The 16114-nt window shown below is 64.7% G+C and carries 19 protein-coding genes; 11 read left to right on the top strand and 8 right to left on the bottom strand.

From position 1 onward, the window contains the following. Positions 1-78: 78 nt before the first annotated feature. From NMQ03_RS18305 to NMQ03_RS18295, 3 genes are all read left to right on the top strand, one after another. On the top strand, positions 79-1527 hold the full coding sequence (locus tag NMQ03_RS18305; protein WP_255173368.1) for an HNH endonuclease signature motif containing protein: 1449 nt from the start codon (positions 79-81) through the stop codon (positions 1525-1527). Positions 1528-1743: 216 nt separating this feature from the next. Further along, on the top strand, positions 1744-2607 hold the full coding sequence (locus NMQ03_RS18300) for a phosphatidylinositol-specific phospholipase C/glycerophosphodiester phosphodiesterase family protein (protein ID WP_255173367.1): 864 nt from the start codon (positions 1744-1746) through the stop codon (positions 2605-2607). A gap of 27 nt (positions 2608-2634) precedes the next feature. Then, positions 2635-3690, top strand: coding sequence for a hypothetical protein (locus tag NMQ03_RS18295; protein ID WP_255173366.1), 1056 nt, complete (start codon positions 2635-2637; stop codon positions 3688-3690). 61 nt (positions 3691-3751) lie between these two features. Here NMQ03_RS18295 and arsA read toward each other — a convergent pair whose 3' ends face one another. Beyond that, positions 3752-5509 carry an arsenical pump-driving ATPase gene (gene arsA, locus NMQ03_RS18290; RefSeq protein WP_255173365.1) on the bottom strand — a complete coding sequence of 586 codons (1758 nt, stop codon included), beginning with the start codon at positions 5507-5509 and terminating at the stop codon, positions 3752-3754. A gap of 284 nt (positions 5510-5793) precedes the next feature. Between arsA and NMQ03_RS18285 the strand changes: the two genes are divergently transcribed. Next, positions 5794-6249 (top strand): SRPBCC family protein, encoded by a 456-nt coding sequence (locus tag NMQ03_RS18285; RefSeq protein WP_255173364.1) that lies wholly within the window; start codon positions 5794-5796, stop codon positions 6247-6249. A gap of 86 nt (positions 6250-6335) precedes the next feature. On the opposite strand, the gene NMQ03_RS18280 is transcribed toward NMQ03_RS18285, so the two are convergent. Beyond that, positions 6336-6809, bottom strand: coding sequence for a GNAT family N-acetyltransferase (locus NMQ03_RS18280; RefSeq protein ID WP_255173363.1), 474 nt, complete (start codon positions 6807-6809; stop codon positions 6336-6338). Between the two features lie 190 nt (positions 6810-6999). Here NMQ03_RS18280 and NMQ03_RS18275 point away from each other — a divergent pair, with 190 nt between their 5' ends. The 3 genes from NMQ03_RS18275 to NMQ03_RS18265 all read left to right on the top strand — a co-directional run bounded on the left by NMQ03_RS18275 (position 7000) and on the right by NMQ03_RS18265 (position 8746). Continuing rightward, positions 7000-7908 (top strand): patatin-like phospholipase family protein, encoded by a 909-nt coding sequence (locus tag NMQ03_RS18275; protein WP_255173362.1) that lies wholly within the window; start codon positions 7000-7002, stop codon positions 7906-7908. A gap of 243 nt (positions 7909-8151) precedes the next feature. Continuing rightward, entirely contained in the window at positions 8152-8295 is a 144-nt protein-coding gene (locus NMQ03_RS18270; protein ID WP_255175721.1) for a hypothetical protein, read from the top strand. A gap of 109 nt (positions 8296-8404) precedes the next feature. Beyond that, positions 8405-8746 carry a hypothetical protein gene (locus NMQ03_RS18265; RefSeq protein WP_255173361.1) on the top strand — a complete coding sequence of 114 codons (342 nt, stop codon included), beginning with the start codon at positions 8405-8407 and terminating at the stop codon, positions 8744-8746. Between the two features lie 97 nt (positions 8747-8843). On the opposite strand, the gene NMQ03_RS18260 is transcribed toward NMQ03_RS18265, so the two are convergent. Together NMQ03_RS18260 and NMQ03_RS18255 are read right to left on the bottom strand one after the other, a co-directional pair. Continuing rightward, positions 8844-9128, bottom strand: a complete 285-nt coding sequence (locus tag NMQ03_RS18260) for a DUF427 domain-containing protein (protein ID WP_255173360.1) — start codon at positions 9126-9128, stop codon at positions 8844-8846. 100 nt (positions 9129-9228) lie between these two features. Continuing rightward, complete coding sequence (locus NMQ03_RS18255) at positions 9229-9588, bottom strand: VOC family protein (RefSeq protein ID WP_255173359.1); 360 nt, start codon at positions 9586-9588, stop codon at positions 9229-9231. 71 nt (positions 9589-9659) lie between these two features. On the opposite strand from NMQ03_RS18255, the gene NMQ03_RS18250 reads away from it, so the two are divergent. Next, a complete protein-coding gene (locus NMQ03_RS18250; RefSeq protein WP_255173358.1) occupies positions 9660-9965 on the top strand; it encodes a hypothetical protein in 306 nt (101 codons plus the stop codon). A gap of 10 nt (positions 9966-9975) precedes the next feature. On the opposite strand, the gene NMQ03_RS18245 is transcribed toward NMQ03_RS18250, so the two are convergent. The 3 genes from NMQ03_RS18245 to NMQ03_RS18235 form a co-directional block, all read right to left on the bottom strand. Further along, entirely contained in the window at positions 9976-10680 is a 705-nt protein-coding gene (locus NMQ03_RS18245) for an EAL domain-containing protein (protein WP_255173357.1), read from the bottom strand. 137 nt (positions 10681-10817) lie between these two features. Beyond that, positions 10818-11864: a LysM peptidoglycan-binding domain-containing protein gene (locus NMQ03_RS18240; protein ID WP_255173356.1), complete on the bottom strand. Its 1047-nt coding sequence runs from the start codon at positions 11862-11864 to the stop codon at positions 10818-10820. A 165-nt stretch (positions 11865-12029) separates the two neighbouring features. Continuing rightward, a complete protein-coding gene (locus NMQ03_RS18235; protein ID WP_255173355.1) occupies positions 12030-12986 on the bottom strand; it encodes a zinc-binding dehydrogenase in 957 nt (318 codons plus the stop codon). Positions 12987-13146: 160 nt separating this feature from the next. Between NMQ03_RS18235 and NMQ03_RS18230 the strand changes: the two genes are divergently transcribed. The 3 genes from NMQ03_RS18230 to NMQ03_RS18220 all read left to right on the top strand — a co-directional run bounded on the left by NMQ03_RS18230 (position 13147) and on the right by NMQ03_RS18220 (position 14214). Continuing rightward, positions 13147-13461 (top strand): helix-turn-helix transcriptional regulator, encoded by a 315-nt coding sequence (locus tag NMQ03_RS18230; protein WP_255173354.1) that lies wholly within the window; start codon positions 13147-13149, stop codon positions 13459-13461. Then, entirely contained in the window at positions 13458-13865 is a 408-nt protein-coding gene (locus NMQ03_RS18225) for an SRPBCC domain-containing protein (protein ID WP_255173353.1), read from the top strand. Before NMQ03_RS18230 ends, NMQ03_RS18225 begins: the two co-directional genes overlap by 4 nt. 100 nt (positions 13866-13965) lie before the next feature. Further along, a complete protein-coding gene (locus tag NMQ03_RS18220) occupies positions 13966-14214 on the top strand; it encodes a hypothetical protein (RefSeq protein ID WP_255173352.1) in 249 nt (82 codons plus the stop codon). 428 nt (positions 14215-14642) lie between these two features. On the opposite strand, the gene NMQ03_RS18215 is transcribed toward NMQ03_RS18220, so the two are convergent. Further along, complete coding sequence (locus NMQ03_RS18215) at positions 14643-16100, bottom strand: hypothetical protein (RefSeq protein WP_255173351.1); 1458 nt, start codon at positions 16098-16100, stop codon at positions 14643-14645. Between the last annotated feature and the right edge of the window lie 14 nt (positions 16101-16114).

Here is a 16114-nt window from a genome sequence, read left to right as displayed (position 1 = left end):
AAGCGGCGGCCAATGGCCGATGCGGATGGGTTGCGGCGACGGACTCAAAATGTCAGACCCGAGTGACAGTCTTTGGTTATGGAAACCGAAACGGTTATGGATGCGAAGGGCGCGGCCGGACTCGCCGGTGCCGTCGCATCCCTGACCGGGCTGGTGGACGAACTAACAGGAGCCCTGAGCGGTTCTTCGGAAGCCGCGGATAATGTTCACGGCGTCGACAGTCTTGATCCGCTTCGGGAACTTGCCGAGTCCTGCCTGGACGGCCTGGGCATCGTGGCCCGAATCGAAGCTGCTACTGCGGCCGTGAAAGTGCGGCTGCTCGCAGAGTATTCGGAGGCCGCAGCCGCCATGGAAGCGCCGGCGGAAAGCGCCTCTGAATCATCGGCGCGGGACATGAGTGTCGTCGCCGAAGTCGCCTGCACGCTCACCATCGGCGAAGGAGCCGCATCCGCGCTGTTGCAGGACGCCCATGCGCTCACCACCACTCTTCCGGCGACGCTCAACGCCATGGAGGCTGGCGCCGTCTCCTGGCGGCATGCCCAGATCATGATCGACGAAACCAGCAGCCTGGACGCCGTAGCTGCAACTGCCTTGGAAACCCACTTCCTGGACCCCGAGGCGCCTAACGCGGCCCGGGGTGCATCTGCCGGAGAGCTGGTCCCGGGCCGTTTCCGTCGGAAAGTACGTGCCTGGAGGGAACGCCATCACCCCGAGTCCCTGACGATCAGGCATGTGAAGTCCGTTGCGGATCGGCGGATGGAGTACTCGCCGGACCGGGACGGTATGGCCTGGGTTTCGCTGTACATGGCTGCGGACAAGGCCTGTGCCGCCTGGAACAGGACGTCTGCCCTGGCCCGTGGGTTGCAGGGACCGGACGAGCCGAGAACCCTTACCCAGCTCAGGGCAGACGTGGCCGCAAAATTGCTGCTCGGTGACACCGGGGACCTCGCCGGGCCTGGGTCATCCCTCAAGGCTGATGTGCTGGTCACAGTGCCGGTCTTTTCCCTCCTCGGTGCCACGGACGAACCCGCCGAACTCGACAACTACGGACCCATCCCGGCATCGATGGCGCGCAAACTGGTCGCGGAAGGGGCCAACTCGTTCTACCGGATTTTGGTGGACCCCCGCGACGGAGCTCCGCTTGAACTTGGCCGCACCAACTACCGGCTCACCGAGTCGCTCAAGCGGTGGCTGAGGATGCGGGATGGAAAATGCACCTTCCCCGGCTGCAGCAACCACAGCCAAGACAATGAGGCGGACCATCTCAGGGCCTGGGAGCGCGGAGGCACCACCGGAATCAGCAACCTGGGACAGTTGTGCCCAAAGCATCACCAGCTCAAGCATCGAACCGGCTGGAGTCCGGGGCCGGCTTCCAGGAATGAGCCGCCGGGCTGGACTTCTCCAAGTGGCCGTCAGTACAACGCCGAGCAGCCGGACCGGGCACCGACACTCTGGCCGCCGGGCTGGCTTCCGGAAGAGGCGAGCGTGCTGGAGGTATTGGTTGTGGATTATCTCGCGGTCTCCTAGCGAGCGGTTAGTTGGGCTGCCCGGAGGACACACCCGCACCTGCATCACGGCTGGGAAACTCATGCCCTCCTCGACATTGATGTTCCCGGCCGTTCACCATGATGCAACCAAGACGCCCTGAACCGTTTCGCCAAGCACAGCAGTCTTTTCACGCACCCTCACGCCCGGAACACCCCATCACCGGGCGGACATCCCCGAGGTACCAGGAGTACTCCCGTGTTCGTGAAAAGCACCCTCGCCGCCGTCGCCATCCTTGCCTCCCTGGCCGGGACAGACGTAGCCCCCGCCCAGGCCGGGGCGGAGGCACACAATCCAGCGCCCGTCGTCGGCCAGCCCCTTGCCGGCACCCATGCCCACAACGACTACGAGCATGACCGCCCTCTGTTCGACGCACTGGAGCACGGTTTCACCAGCGTCGAGGCGGACGTGTGGCTGGTCGACGGTGAGCTGCGCGTGGCCCACGACCTCGCTGACGCCAAACAGGGAGTCACGCTCGAGAGCCTCTACCTCGACCCACTCCAGGACCTGGTCCGCAGCCAGCCAGGCCACAGCGTCTACCCCACGTGGGACGGCAGCCTGCAACTCCTGATCGATATCAAGAGCGAGGGCGAGGCCACCTACGCCGCCCTGGAGCAGGAACTGGCCGAACACCGCGACATCATGAGCCGCTACACCAACGGCAACGTCAAGACCGGCCCGGTCACCGCCGTCATCAGCGGCAACCGACCGCTGGCCACCATGCAGGCCCAGGACAAGCGCTTCAGCTTCTACGACGGCCGCTCCACCGACCTCACATCCGGCTTGCCCGCCGCCCTGATGCCGCTGGTCAGCGACAACTGGACCAAGCTCTTCACCTGGCAGGGCGTCGGCCCCATGCCGGAGGCCGAGCGCGCCAAGCTGCGCGCCTTCGTGGCCACCGCACACGCTAACGGTTACCGCGTCCGCTTCTGGGCCACCCCGGACCAGCCCGGTGCCGCCCGCGATGCCGTCTGGACCGAGCTTGCCAATGCAGGCGTGGACCACATCAATACCGACGACCTCGCCGGCCTCCAGCAGTTCCTCACCGCCCGCGCAGCCTAGGCAACCAGCAGAACCAGGAGCAATCCCATGTCCTCTAAGATCGTGAAAACCACGACGGCGGCGCTCGCCCTGGCGCTCGGCCTCCTTGCGTCGCAACCCACTTTCGCCCAAACAGCACAAGCGGACAGCACCAGCAACGACAACCAGGTGTTCACCTTCGCCGCCATCGGCGACATTCCCTACGGCGCCGCCGAGATCGCCAAGTTTCCGTCCCGCATCCAGGATCTCAACGCAGACAAGGAACTGAAGTTTGTAGCACACGTGGGCGACATCAAGAACGGATCGTCCGTCTGCTCCAACGAGTACTTCTCCTCCATCCGCACCCAGTTCGACACCTTTGCCCACCCGCTGGTCTACACGCCCGGCGACAACGAGTGGGTGGACTGCCACCGGACCAACAATGGCGCCTACAACCCGCTGGAGCGCCTGGACAAGATCCGGGAGGTGTTCTTCAACCAGCCCGGCAAGACCCTGGGCGCCACCATGCCGGTGAAGTCGCAGGAGAACCTGGGCCTCCCGGAAGACGTCCGCTTCGAGAAGAACCGGGTGGCCTTCTCCGTGCTGAACGTCCAAGGCAGCAACAACTCCCTCCTGCCGTGGACCGGGCTGGGCAAGACGGCCGCCACGCCCGAGCAGCTCGCCGAGGTGGAACACCGCACGGACGCGGTCATCGCCCAGATCCACCAGACCTTCGCCGACGCCAGGCGCAGCAACGACCGCGCCGTGGTGCTCATGCAGCAGGCGGACATGTTCGATCCGTCACTCCTGGCCGACGCCACCGCCAACCCTGACACCGTCTCCGGCTTCCGGAAGAGTGTGCAGGCGATTATCAAAGAAACCAACAACTTCGACGCCCCGGTCTACCTCATCAACGGTGACAGCCACGTCTTCGCCGAAAACCAGCCCCTCGCCGCGGGCTCGCCCTGGCTGGACATTTACGGCGCACCCGCCGCGGACAACCTCCAACGCATCACCGTGGACGGCGCCAACAACGCCGTGGACTACGTCCGCTTCACGGTGGTAAGCAACAGTGCCAAAGGCGCCGACGTGCTGAACTGGGAAAAGGTCCCCTTCAGCCAGTAGCAGCCAAAAGAAGCGGACGACGGCGGGCGCCCACCCGCCGTCGTCCGCTTTCTGGCTTTCCTTACACCCGCTGGCTGGTGAACGCGGTCAGCGTGGTCAATCTCGCTTCCCCCACGGGCTCTTCCGGCAACAGGGGAATCAGGGCAACCCTGTCCGTCATGGACCGCACCTTGGCGATCTGTTCGATCTCGTGTGCGGCGCGGGCCTGAAGCAGTGGGGTGTGAGGGTGGGCAGCGGCGATCGAGTTGTTGATGACCCAGGCCCACGGCTCGATCCCGGCCCGTTCCAGATCGTCTTTTAGTTCCTTGGCCTCCAGCACCGGCGTTGTTTCAGCCAGGGTGACCAGGATGACCTTCGTCATCGCCGGGTCCTGCAGGCGCATGAGCGGGGTCACGAACCCCATCGAGCTCCCCACCTGGCGGGAAATCTCCCGATGGTACGAGCCTGTGGCATCCAGGAGCAGCAGTGTGTGTCCAGTGGGAGCGGTGTCCATCACCACGAAGTTCCGGCGGGACTCCTGGACCACCCGGGAAAACTGCCGGAACACCGCCACCTCATCCGTGCAGGGAGACATCAAATCCTCGGCCAAGGCTGCGCGTCCTTCAGCATCCAGTCTGCGGCCCTTGGTATCCATCACGTGGGCGCGGTACTCCTCGATGGCCGCTGCGGGGTCGATCCGGGACACCTTCAGCCCTGCAACAGGCCCATGGAGTGTCTCGGCAAGGTGTACTGCCGGATCGGTGGTGGTGAGGTGGACGGCATGTCCCCTTTTGGCCAGGGAGACCGCGATGGCGGCGGCAACCGTGGTCTTTCCCACGCCGCCTTTGCCCATGCAAATCACCAGCCCGTGGCCGTCGCGCTCGATGCCGTCCACCAAGGCAGCTAGCGGAGCATCCTCGATCTCCGGGATTGACGCCGGGTCCTCCCCAGCACCGTCAGCGGTGCTGAACAGGGATTCGAGCGCTGTAATACCCACCATATTTACGCGTTTGAGGTCGAGAACGTCGCGGGGGAGAGCGGCGATTGGCTCGGGAATCACCGCCAGGGCCGCTGCTTCCCGGGCACGGACGGCTTGCGCAAGTTCCTCCTCGCCGCCGGCCAGGGGAAAGACGCCGTTAACCACCAGGTACCCTCCGCTGATTCCGATCCGGTGGAGCTCGAGGTAAGTCCGTTCAACCTCCTTCAGGGACGACGCCTGCGCACGGGTCACCAGGACAAGCCGGGTGCGCAGGGGATCCGTGAGCGCCTGGACCGCCTTTGCATACACCTCTTTGTGCTTGTCCAGTCCAGACAGAGGTCCCAGGCAGGACGGTTCGCCCGCGCCGGTAGCGAGGAAATCGGTCCATGACCCGGGAAGCTGCAGCAGTCTGATGGTGTGGCCGGTAGGCGCGGTATCAAAGACGATGTGGTGGTACTGCGCAAACGAGGCGTCGTCTCCAAGCAGGCTGGTGAACTCATCGAAGGACGCCACCTCTGTGGTGCAGGAACCGGACAGGCTCTCCGTGATACCGGCCAGTTCCTGCTCGGGCAGGACTCCCCGGACAGGGGCAAGGATCCGCTCCCGGTATGCGTCGGCCGCCTGTTCCGGGTCAATCTCCAGTGCAGAGAGGCCGGGCACTTGAGGAATGGCGGTGATGGTATTTCCAATGGCCAGGCCGAAGACCTGGCCGATATTCGAGGCGGGGTCCGTGCTGACCAGCAGTACCTTCCGGCCCTCCCTGGCCAGGGAGAGTGAAGCGGCACAGGCCACCGAGGTCTTGCCCACCCCGCCCTTGCCGGTGAAAAACAGGAACCGCGGCGGGTTATCGAGAAACTTCACGGCCGAAGAGGCTGCGTGGCGGGGCGGATATGACTGGCCATGATCCTGTTCCTTGCGTTCTTCGGGCAGGCGGTTAGGCCAGTCTTTCAAGCCGCGGGGCATGGCCCTAGAGCCGAACGTCCTGGACGACGGCGGGCGCCCACCCGTCGTCGTCCGCTTTCGTTTTAGGGTCTGGACACGGGTAGTTGCCGGATTTATCGTGCAAAGGTGGCGGCTGCCCGACTGGCAGGCTGGCCCATGCTGCCAGTCCGCCATTGCGGCCGTCCATCATGAGGAGGAAGCAGATGGCACACGTTGAAGAGGTTGAAGAGACGGTGGAAGTCGCTGTTCCGGTGCGGACCGCGTACAACCAGTGGACCCAGTTCGAATCCTTTCCGCAGTTCATGTCCGGCGTCGAGTCGGTGACCCAACTGACCGACACCACCAATCACTGGGTTACCAAAGTAGGTGGCGTCCAAAGGGAATTCGACACGGAAATCGTTGACCAGGCGCCTGATGACCGGATCGCCTGGCGCAGCACCGACGGCAAGTCGCACGCGGGCATCATCAGGTTCACGCCCCTGGATGCCACCCACACCAAGGTCAAAGTCCATTTCGAATGGGCGCCGGAAACTGCAACTGAAAAGGCTGGCGCAGCACTGAAGATCGACAACATGCAGGTCAAGGCCGACATGCGGAAGTTCAAGGACTTCGTCGAATCGCGCGGGAGCGAAACCGGCGGCTGGCGCGGCGAGGTCTAGGACAGGGGCAGGGTTCTTGACGAACAAACAGGAGCGGACGACGGCGGGAGCCCACCCGCCGTCGTCCGCTTTTCCTTGTGTGGGAGCTACAGGCGGAGTTCCATGAACACGCTGTTGGGGTCCAGCACGTAGTCGGCAAACGGCGGGCACTCCGTGAACCCGTTGCGGGCGTATAGCCGCCGCGCGGGGGCAAAGTAGTCCTCGGTTCCGGTCTCCAGGTAGACGCGCTCAAGGTTCCGCGTACGGGCGTCATCAAGTATGTGCCCGAGCATGAGGGTGGCCACGCCCCGGCCCCGGGCGGTTGCTGTGGTGCGCATGGACTTGATCTCGCCATGCCTCCCCGGGCCGGCGGGGGAGTCCAGCAGCTTAAGTGCGCCGCACCCCAAAAGGTTGCCGTCCTCGCGGGCCGTCCAGAACGTGATGGACGGGGCGGACAGGGCGGAATGGTCCAGGGCGTGCACGCTTTCGGCGGGCGAGGTGGCGAACATATCCGCCAGGTGTTCGGTCAGGAGCAGGTGGACGTCATCGCGCGTGGGGCTGTCCCGGTCAATCGAAATCATCGCTTCAAATTTACCCGTTGCGGACATCAGCGGCCGTGTGCCAAGATTCCCCTGATCGTGACCCGGCTCCGGGAGGTGAGACCCATGAATGCTGTATCCGTAATGGGTGCTCCCCCGCAGTCGACGATCAGCGGCTGAACCAGCCGCCACCGGGAGCGCCGCACAGGCACATTCGCGAAAGGCGACTCCCGTGAACACAACACCTTCTTCCGCCCCGCATGCCGCTCCGGCGGGAAGATGCAAACGCGCCTTGGTCCTTGGTGGCGGTGGCTCCACCGGCAACGCCTGGCTGATCGGCGTCCTCGCCGGGCTGGCAGACGCAGGGCTGGACGTGACCGGCGCCGACCGGGTCATCGGAACATCGGCGGGGTCCACGGCAGCCTCGCAGATTGCGGGCGCCGGGCCCGCCGAACTCTATGCCGCCGTCCTTGGCGCTCCGCTTCCGCAGCGGACGCGTCCCGCGGGAACCTCCGGCAGTCCGGTGCCCGACCACCTGGAGCGGACCGGCAGGATCATCGCCGCCTCCGTGAATGCGCCGGACATGCGCCGCCGGATGGGCGCAGCGGCACTCGACCTGGCGGCGGCCTACGACGCCTCGGAGCGGTGGCGGGCAACGGTCGCGGCTCGGCTGCCCAGGAAGGAATGGCCAGAGCATGAACTGCTGATCACGGCCGTCGATGCGGCTACCGGGGAACCGGCAGTGTTCGACCGCAACAGCGGCATCGATTTGGTTGACGCCGTCGCCGCCAGTTGCTCCAGCGGCTCGGCGTACCGGATTGGGGACAGGAGCTATATCGACGGCGGTTACCGGCGCAACGAGAACGCCGACCTGGCGGCCGGGTGTGAGGGCGTCCTGGTTCTGTCGCCTTTCGGTGGCAGAACGCGGATGCCACTCGAATGGGGCATGCAGCTGGCGGCGCAGGTGGAAGAGCTGCGGGCAGGCGGCAGCAGGGTCGAAGTCATCTTCCCGGACAGCGGGGCCGGGCAGATGTTCGGCGCCAACGCCATGGATTTGTCACTCCGTCCCGCAGCAGCCCAGTCCGGATACAACGAAGGAAAAACCCGCGCCGCGATGCTCACAGAATTCTGGCGGCAATGAATTAAGCGAATTTGAGCTTGTTTTCGTGGTGCGGGCAGAGCTTCCGGCTGCTTTCTTGAGGCAAAGCAAAAGAAACGCAAATCCTCACGGTGCAGCAAATTTTGAAAAAACCCACCCGGCTCTCACCCCATCCTGCATACCGGAAACTGGGCGGCGTCGGAACGGGTCCTTATGTGCCTCCGCAGGACTGGATAAAAAAATAAAAGTAGGTATGGTATCGGGTAACGCAAAGCAAAGAAAGGCGTGATTCCGATGTCCGGAAAATCCCCCAAAAGCGGCGCCGCGAAAAAAGCCGGCAAGTCCATCCTGGAAAAACGGGCCGACAAAAGAGCGAAAAATGAAAATAACGAACTGAATTTTGTAAAACCGCGCAAAAACCAGCGCTGACCATGCCAGCGGGCGGCCGCACGGGACTCCTGGCCCGCGGCCGCCCGCGCCAACCCGGCAAGCTCCACAGCGCCCAACGCCGGGCGATCAGCCGAAGGACACCACCGTGATGACCTCCCACAATGCTTTAGTCGTCCCCACCCGCCTCACCCAGCCAGTGCACCTCAGGCCAATCGACCTCGATGAGACGGCCTTCCAGAAGATCGCCTCCGGCGGCATCGGCCTCATCGCCGGCATGGATTGGCGCGTCTATCTGGACAGCCCCACCCATACGCTGGCCACGAATCCCCGCGCTGAGGTGCTCATCCGCGAGGCCGGAATCGATCTCGACGGAACCATCCAGGGGACGGCCCTGTTCCTGGGCCGCGGCCCGTTGGACGGAGAGTGTGACGCTCCCCGCCACCTCATCAGGCTTGCTGAGCAGCTGTTCGACCTGCCGCTCGCCGCTTAGCCGGCCCGGCGCTCAATGGCGCGTGCCGGGCCACATTGTGGGGGGGGAGCGGACGGCGGCGGACCCGTATCCGCCGTCGTCCGCGTCATTCGGCCTCTCAGGCCTCGATGGTGACGCCGCGCCAGAACGCGACCCGATCCTCAATATGCTTCGCGCGCGGCTTGGGCTCCGGGTAGTACCAGGCCGCGGCCTCGTTCAGCTCGCCGTCAACGTCCAGCGTGTGGTAGCTGGCCGTGCCCTTCCACGGGCAGAAGGTGTTCTTGTCGCTATCCCGCAAATACTCGGCATTGACGGCGTCGCGCGGGAAATAGTGGTTCCCCTCCACCACCACCGTGTCCGCGGATTCGGCGATGACTTTTCCGTTCCAGACAGCCCTGACCATGAGATCCCTTCCGTCGCTTCCACCGCATCGTGCTGCGGTACGTGTACGGATGCCAACGGGCCGCGCTGCGGGCTTGTTCCCGGGATGCCGGGGGCGGGCCCTAGCCTTGACTCTTGTCGATGACGCAGAACCGGTTCCCGTCCGGATCCTCCAGGACCACGAAGTCGGGGTCGTCCGGATACGAGTCCCAGTCCACGCGCCGGGCGCCGAGCGAGACCAGGCGCTCCACCTCCGCGGACTGGTCGTCCGCATACAGGTCCAGGTGGATCCGCGGGTGGTCCTGGACCGGGGTTTCGCTGAGCATGAGGGACAGTTCCGCGCCGGGGCCCGACGACGGCACAAGGGTCACCCACGTCTCGTCGCCGGCCTCCCGCGGGACATAGCCGATGGCCTCGTTCCAGAACTTGGTGGCGGCGGCGACGTCGTTGACGCCGAGGACAATGGTTCCGATAGTCAACATCCGGCCAGCCTAGACCCGATATGCCGGGCCCGGTAGGTACCGCGACGCGGGGCGCGGCTAGACTCGCGGGCATGGGGGAAGACAACACACCTGAAGAACATCGGCCGTCAAAACACACCAAAGTTCCCGCCGCCGCGGTGCCTTTGCTGGGGATTGCGGCAGTGCTGGCGGGCGTCCTGATCGCCTACCTGAACCGCGATTTCACTGGCTGGTTCGCCTACGCGCCGCTCAGCAATAAGCCGTTCGTTGCCAACGGGGCCGCCTTCGTCACGCAAGGCACGCAGATCGGCTTGGGAATCATGGTGGCCGGGCTGCTGGTGCTCGCGTTCTGGGCGGGGTACAGGCTGGGCCGCAAGGGAAGATCCGCCCAGGAGTGAGGGATCGGGGCTAGGCGGCGGGGATGCCCAGCGCCCGGATTCCCGGCAGGGCCTCGAATTCCGGTTTGGCGAACCAGTAGCCCTGGAACAAGCGGACTCCGCCGACTTTCAGGACCCGGAACTCTTCCTCGGTTTCCACGCCCTCCGCAAGCACCGTGATCCCCAGCTCCTTTGCGATGCCGCCGATGCCGGCCACCACTGCCTGCCGTGCATGGCTGGTGTCAATGCCACGGATCAGCTTCATGTCGATCTTCAGCAAGTCCGGCTGGAAGTCCACCAACAGACCCAGCCCCGCATGGCCGGCACCGAAATCGTCGATGGCTGTGGTGAAGCCCTGTTTACGGTACTCAGTGATGATGCTGGTCAGGTGGGCGGTGTCGGTGACTTCTTCGTTCTCCGTGAACTCGAACATGATCGAGGATGTCGGGAAGCCGCAGCGCCTCGCGGCAAGGAGGGTGGCGCGGAGGCAGGCTGCCGGCTCATAGACCGCATTGGGCATGAAGTTGATGGACAGCATCAGCTCCTCATCCGCCGGGAACAGCCGTGATGCCAGCTCGATGGCCTTAACCCGGCAGTCCTGGTCGAAGCGGTACCGCTGCTCCGGTAGCACCTTTCCCAGGACCTCATAGGCACCCTCGCCGGACAAGCCCCTGACCAGGGCCTCATAGCCCCACACCCGTTCAGCCCCGGCGTCATAGATCGGCTGGAAGGCCATGCTGAAGTCAAAGTCCAGCCGTGAAGATGTGGTGCAGACGTCACACGCCAATGTCGGGTCCTCTCTAGGGTTACTCCAGAGTAGGGCACCCCAGGTCTCTGCCCGCAGTGAATGGGCCGGGTCGCTGAGTGCTGACGTTAGCGTTCGGGATTATTGATGGGCTTGTCCAGCGCCACACTGATGGTCTGCCCGGGTGCCAGTTCACCGGTAAGCAGGTCGGTGAATTCGTACCACGCCCCGCCTGTGCCCTTGCTGGGGCGATTGGCTGCGCGCAGGTCAGTCACTCCGAAGCGGAACGAAACCTGCCGTTCGCTGTCCCCGGGCGCCGTGGTGTAGGTCAGCGGAATCCCGTTGGCGTCTGCGGTGAACGTTCCCTGTGCGCCCTCAATTTTCAGTGCGCCCGGAATCAGGCGAACCTTCGTGCCGGCAGGAAGGGGCTGGTCTGCCGCCAAGGAAGGGTTGTACAGCAGGATCTGTGCCGTGGTGGACCGGAACTTGTAGCCGAGGCTGTCGAACGAGTCGCCGTCCACCGTGGTGTAGAAGACCGTCTGGCCGAACGAATTGTTGACCTCTGTGCCGGACCCGGAGCGGCTGTCCACCGGCTTCTTCTGCAGCTGGATGACCTTTCCTGCCTGGATGAAGAAGACGTTCCCCTTTTCGTAGGTGAACGGGACCTTGTTCGCTTCCGCCAACTGCGCCTCGGTCAGGTTGAACCGGTAGGTGATGCCGGCCAGGCTGTCTTCGGGCTCTATGGTGTAACCCGTTGGAATGCCGTTTGCGTCCACCGTGGCAGCGCCCTTGGCGCCCGGCACGGGACCGGCCGGAATCAGCCGGAGCCGTGTGCCGGGAGTGAGGGGTGTTCCGGGCTGGAGTCCGTTGAACCCAGCGACCTTCGCCTCGGAAAGCTTGTGTGCCTTCGCTACTGCTTCGAGCGTGTCACCCGCCGCCGTCGTGTAGAAGTCCACGTTGCCAAACGAGTCCCGCACGGTTTCTCCACTCAGCGCAGGCTTCGCGGCGGAGGACGCAGTGGGGGCGGGTGTGGACTGGACGGCGGCCGCCGGCTCTGCCGCGTGATCGGAGTAGGAACATCCCGCCAACCCGCCCAGCAGCAGGACAATCGCCGCGGCATGCGGCCAGGCCCTGCGCTTGGACGGCGTCTTTGATGTACTGCCAGTTCCCACCATGGATATGCCCCCCAATAAGTCCGGCGCAGCCGGGTCAAGGCCCACACGGACCAAGAGCGAGCCTAGTGGATGAACCGTGAGCGCGCCGCAGCAGCCGTTAAAAAGGCAAGCGGACGACGGCGGGACGTGTGCGCCGTCGTCCGCTCAGGAAAGTGCGTGGCTGATTTAGTCCTCGTAAACCGCGATGAAACGGCCCACCACTCCGCCCTTGCGCAGCTTGTCGATGGCGCCGGGGATATCCGCCTGCTTGATGAGGTTCATCGGCGGGTTCAGTTCGCCGGTCTTCATGAGGGCATAGAGGTTCTCGAGGTCCTCCTTGGTGCCCGACTTGGATCCCTTGATGGACAGCTGGTTGATGATCAGCGGGTAGGTGTTGATGGTCGCCTCGAGGCGTCCCATGCCCACCTGGACCAATGTGCCGAACTCGGCGAGGGTCTCAAGTGCCGCGGAGGTGGTGGTGCCGAACCCGGCGTAATCAACGATCAGGTCCAGGTTCTTGTCCTTGGATTCGGTGATGGAGTCAGCCACTCCGGCCAGGCCGATCTCGTCCGCGAGCTTCTGCGTCTCGGGGTTCACCTCGGCGCCATAGACTTCTGCACCTGAGAGCGCTGCGACGCGGGCGCCGATGTAGCCCAGTCCACCCAGGCCAATCACGCCAACCTTCATGCCCGCCTTGGCCCCGCCCACGGCCATGATGGCGTGGTAGGCGGTAAGTCCGGCGTCGGTGGCCATCGCACCCAGCTCGAAGGAGACCTCATCGGGCAGCTTCACCAGGTTGTCGTCGGTGGCGAGCAGTTTGGGGCCGAAACCGCCGTCCCACTTGCCGTAACCCAACGCGTCGCCGTCCTTCAGGACGGGGGAGAGGCCAACCCGGTCGCCAACCTTCCAGTGCTCCATGCCGGGGCCAACCTCGGTGATGACGCCGGCATTCTCGTGGCCCATGGTGCGGGGGAGTTCCGGGAACAGCGGCATCCATCCGGCGTCGTCGAGGGCGGTCACGTCCGAGTGGCACACCCCGGCGGCCTTGACGCTGACCACTACCTGGCCCGGACCGGCACTGGGTTCAGCCACTTCGTTGAGGGTGAGCGGGTTGTTGGTGCCGGTGAACTGCCATGCCTTCATGGGTCATTCTCCTTCGGTCCGTTGCTTAAGTTCATGCATTTGCATGCAATTACAGCGTACGCCTGTTTCGGCCCAGCGTAGCCCTGGTGTGATGCGGGGAACATGGCCGTCTTCTGCCCATTTGGAAATGCGTCGGATATTTCCGACGTATACTGTAGGCGTGCTTCCCGATGTCTTCGCCGCCGTATCCAACCCGGCGCGGCGGGTAATCCTGGACGAGCTGCGCCAAGGTCCCAGGGCGGCCGGTGAACTCACCGGCCTGCTGGACCTCAGCCGCCCCGCCGCGTCCGAGCACCTGGCCGTGCTCCGGGAGGCGGGGCTGGTGCGGGAGGAGCGGCAGGGGCGGAACAGGGTGTACCACCTCCAGCCGGCGCGCCTCGCCGAGGTTGGCGGCTGGGTGAAGCACTTCGAGCACTACTGGAACCAGCGGCTGGATGCGCTGGCAGACCTTCTGGACGAGGAGAAACCGACATGACCGAAAATGCGATCAGGCTGGAACGCCGCTACCCGCACCCCGCCGCGGCCGTGTGGGCGGCGCTGACCACGCCGGAACTGCTGGCCCGCTGGTGGGCGCCTGGCGGCATCGCACCCGTCGTGGGCCACCGCTTCACCATGGACATGGACGCCTGGGGCCAGCAGCAGTGCGAGGTCCTTGCCGTGGATCCCGGAAAGTCCATCAGCTTCCTCTTCTCCGAAGGCCAGCTCGATACCACCATCACCTGGCGCCTTGAGCCGGTCGAGGACGGCACTGTCCTCCACTTCGAACACGCCGGTTTCCAGCTGGACACCCCCATGGGCCGCCACGCCATCGAAGGGATGGGCAACGGCTGGCCGGGGCTGCTGACCCGCATCGACGGGCTTCTCGCCGAAGCAGCCTGACGCTTCAGGGGAGCGGACGACGGCGGGCCCATCCGTCGTCGTCCCTTCCCTGGATCCTTCCGCACGTTTACTGCCGGAAGGAGAAGGGTAACCATGGAGTATGACTGATTCCGGAGCGGGCGGCGCCAACGATCCCTTTGACGGCAACGACGGGATTGTGGCCGAAAGCGGGCACCTCGAGACGCCTGAGAGCATCGCCGAGGATGTCCGCCACGACATCCAGCTGGGCCAGGTCCAGGACGACGTAGCCCACGTCCTTGAAGAACGGTTCGAGGAAGCGGGCATTGAGGCGCGCCCCGAAGAAGTGGATGACCTCGCCGAGGAAATCGAGCGGGACGCGTCCAGCTGAACATCCGCCGGGTGGGCCTGAAACGGCGGGTAACGACCTGGACCAGTGCGCTGGCCGTGTTGGGCGCATGGCTCTGAGGAGTCATACCGGTGGTCCAGGTGGCCCGTCCCGTCGGTCCGGCAAGCGAAGCTAGGGCCAGTCTGCCCGGGTGAACCTGACGGGGCTGCGCAACGTCAGGAGACAATCAGACGTCCATTCCGCCAGTTTCTGCTGTACGTCCAGTGAATCCGCCACAGCGACCTGCTGCGCATCCTGGTCCGTGGCGTCCTGAAGACCTTCGACTGAGCTTTTCACTTATCCCCCTTGCAAGCGTGTGTGCCCACACTAGGCACCACCGAATGCCAAGGGAAAGAGGGTTAATCCACCAGCCGGATAAACTGCGCAAATCTTGAGCAAGCCCTCTCTCCCGGTGTAGCAGTGCGCGCCGGTCATAGTCCGGCTCGGGCAAAAACAGAGGTAAAAAATACGGCCAGGGCCTCTGTCTTTGCCCGGACTTCCGGTTCAGTGGCCGCCACGCAGCTTGCCTCGACGGACAGTGTCCCCTTGCGTGCTCCGCTCCGGCCGTGCCATTCACCGGTGCCGTCGCTGAGTTGGTAGGTGACGGCGTAACGTGCATCAGCCATAACGTCGATTGCGGGCGCGGAAACCGAAGACCACGACCGGCTGCTTCCCTCGAACAGGACTTCCTGCACGGTGGTGCACCCGCGAAGCTGCTCCGCCCGCGAGTCGAGCGGGAACGGCGGGCCCATGGTGGAAGGCATGTTGACGGCGGTGAAGTCTGCATATCCGCTCTTGGTGGCCCCCTGGATCTGCCCCTGGCCGTAGACGGAACCAGACAAGGATGCGGCGTAAGACTCTTCGTCAAAGGTGCATGGGGAGCCGGACGCCGGCAACGTGGCGCTGGGGGTGAAGCCGGGAGACTGACCGAGTACTGTCGCCTGCGGCAGGTTTACCGGCTCCCCGCCGGGGCCGGTCATGCCCTTGAAAAGCGCCACCATCTGTTCAGGCGTCATTGAGTTTGGAGCTGTTGCCGCCGTTGGTGCGGAAGCTTTACCCGACTGGCTGATGAGCTCTTTCGCCAGTTCCGACATGGCCTCAAGGGCGGGCTTGGCGTCGGCCTCCGAGTTGAGGTTTGCCACAGCGAGGTTGAGCGTGAGGGACAGGGTGCCGTGCAGGACGCGCAACCCAACTGAGGTGAAGTCTCCCGGGCCCTTCGGCTTGGTGACCTGCGTGACCGCATACTGCTTGTCGGCGATTGGGGGAGCGGCCAGCAACTGGACAGCGTAGGTGGAGGTCCGGCCCGACTCGGTGTAGGCCAGGTCGAACTGGCTGCAGCGCGACGGGAGGTCATCGGCATAACCGAAATCGGCCCTGGCGATGGCGTCCTGGTCCGCGCTCCGCAGCACGATCATGATGGTGCTGGTGGGACCGGACTGCCCGCCGGCCGGCGGCATGGCGCCCTCGGCAAAATTGATGTCCTTGTCCGCCCATCGGGTAAACGGGTCCTGGGGGACGAAGGCGATGCAGTCGGCGGGCGTGGTTTTCGTGTCGGTCTGAGGGAAGGAGCCGCTGGCGGCACCGCTGCGCAGGCGCGTTGAATCCTGGGCCGCGGGAAATGGCAGTTTGCGGGTCTGGCCCACTCCGTTGATGATGGCTGCAAGTTCCGCGTCCGAGAACGGCTTGGACGGTGACACTGCCGACCCCGGGATGGAAGGGGAAGCCGGGGCGGGAGGCGCCGAACTGCCGGATGGGCTGGTTCCCGGCGGTGTGCCGCCGGGTGAGCACGCGGCCAAGGCGAGGAGGACGGCCGCCAGGCATCCGAGTCGGCGCCTGCTGTTTCTTCCCGAGGTGGCAACATCATGCTTCACGGGTCCACGAACAGCCATCCCCGGCCTCCTTT

Origin of the sequence: Arthrobacter sp. DNA4 (assembly GCF_024362385.1) — a bacterium.
GTDB lineage: Bacteria > Actinomycetota > Actinomycetes > Actinomycetales > Micrococcaceae > Arthrobacter.
The sequence above is the reverse complement of the archived record's forward strand: the minus strand, read 5'-3'. Positions and strand labels throughout refer to the sequence as shown.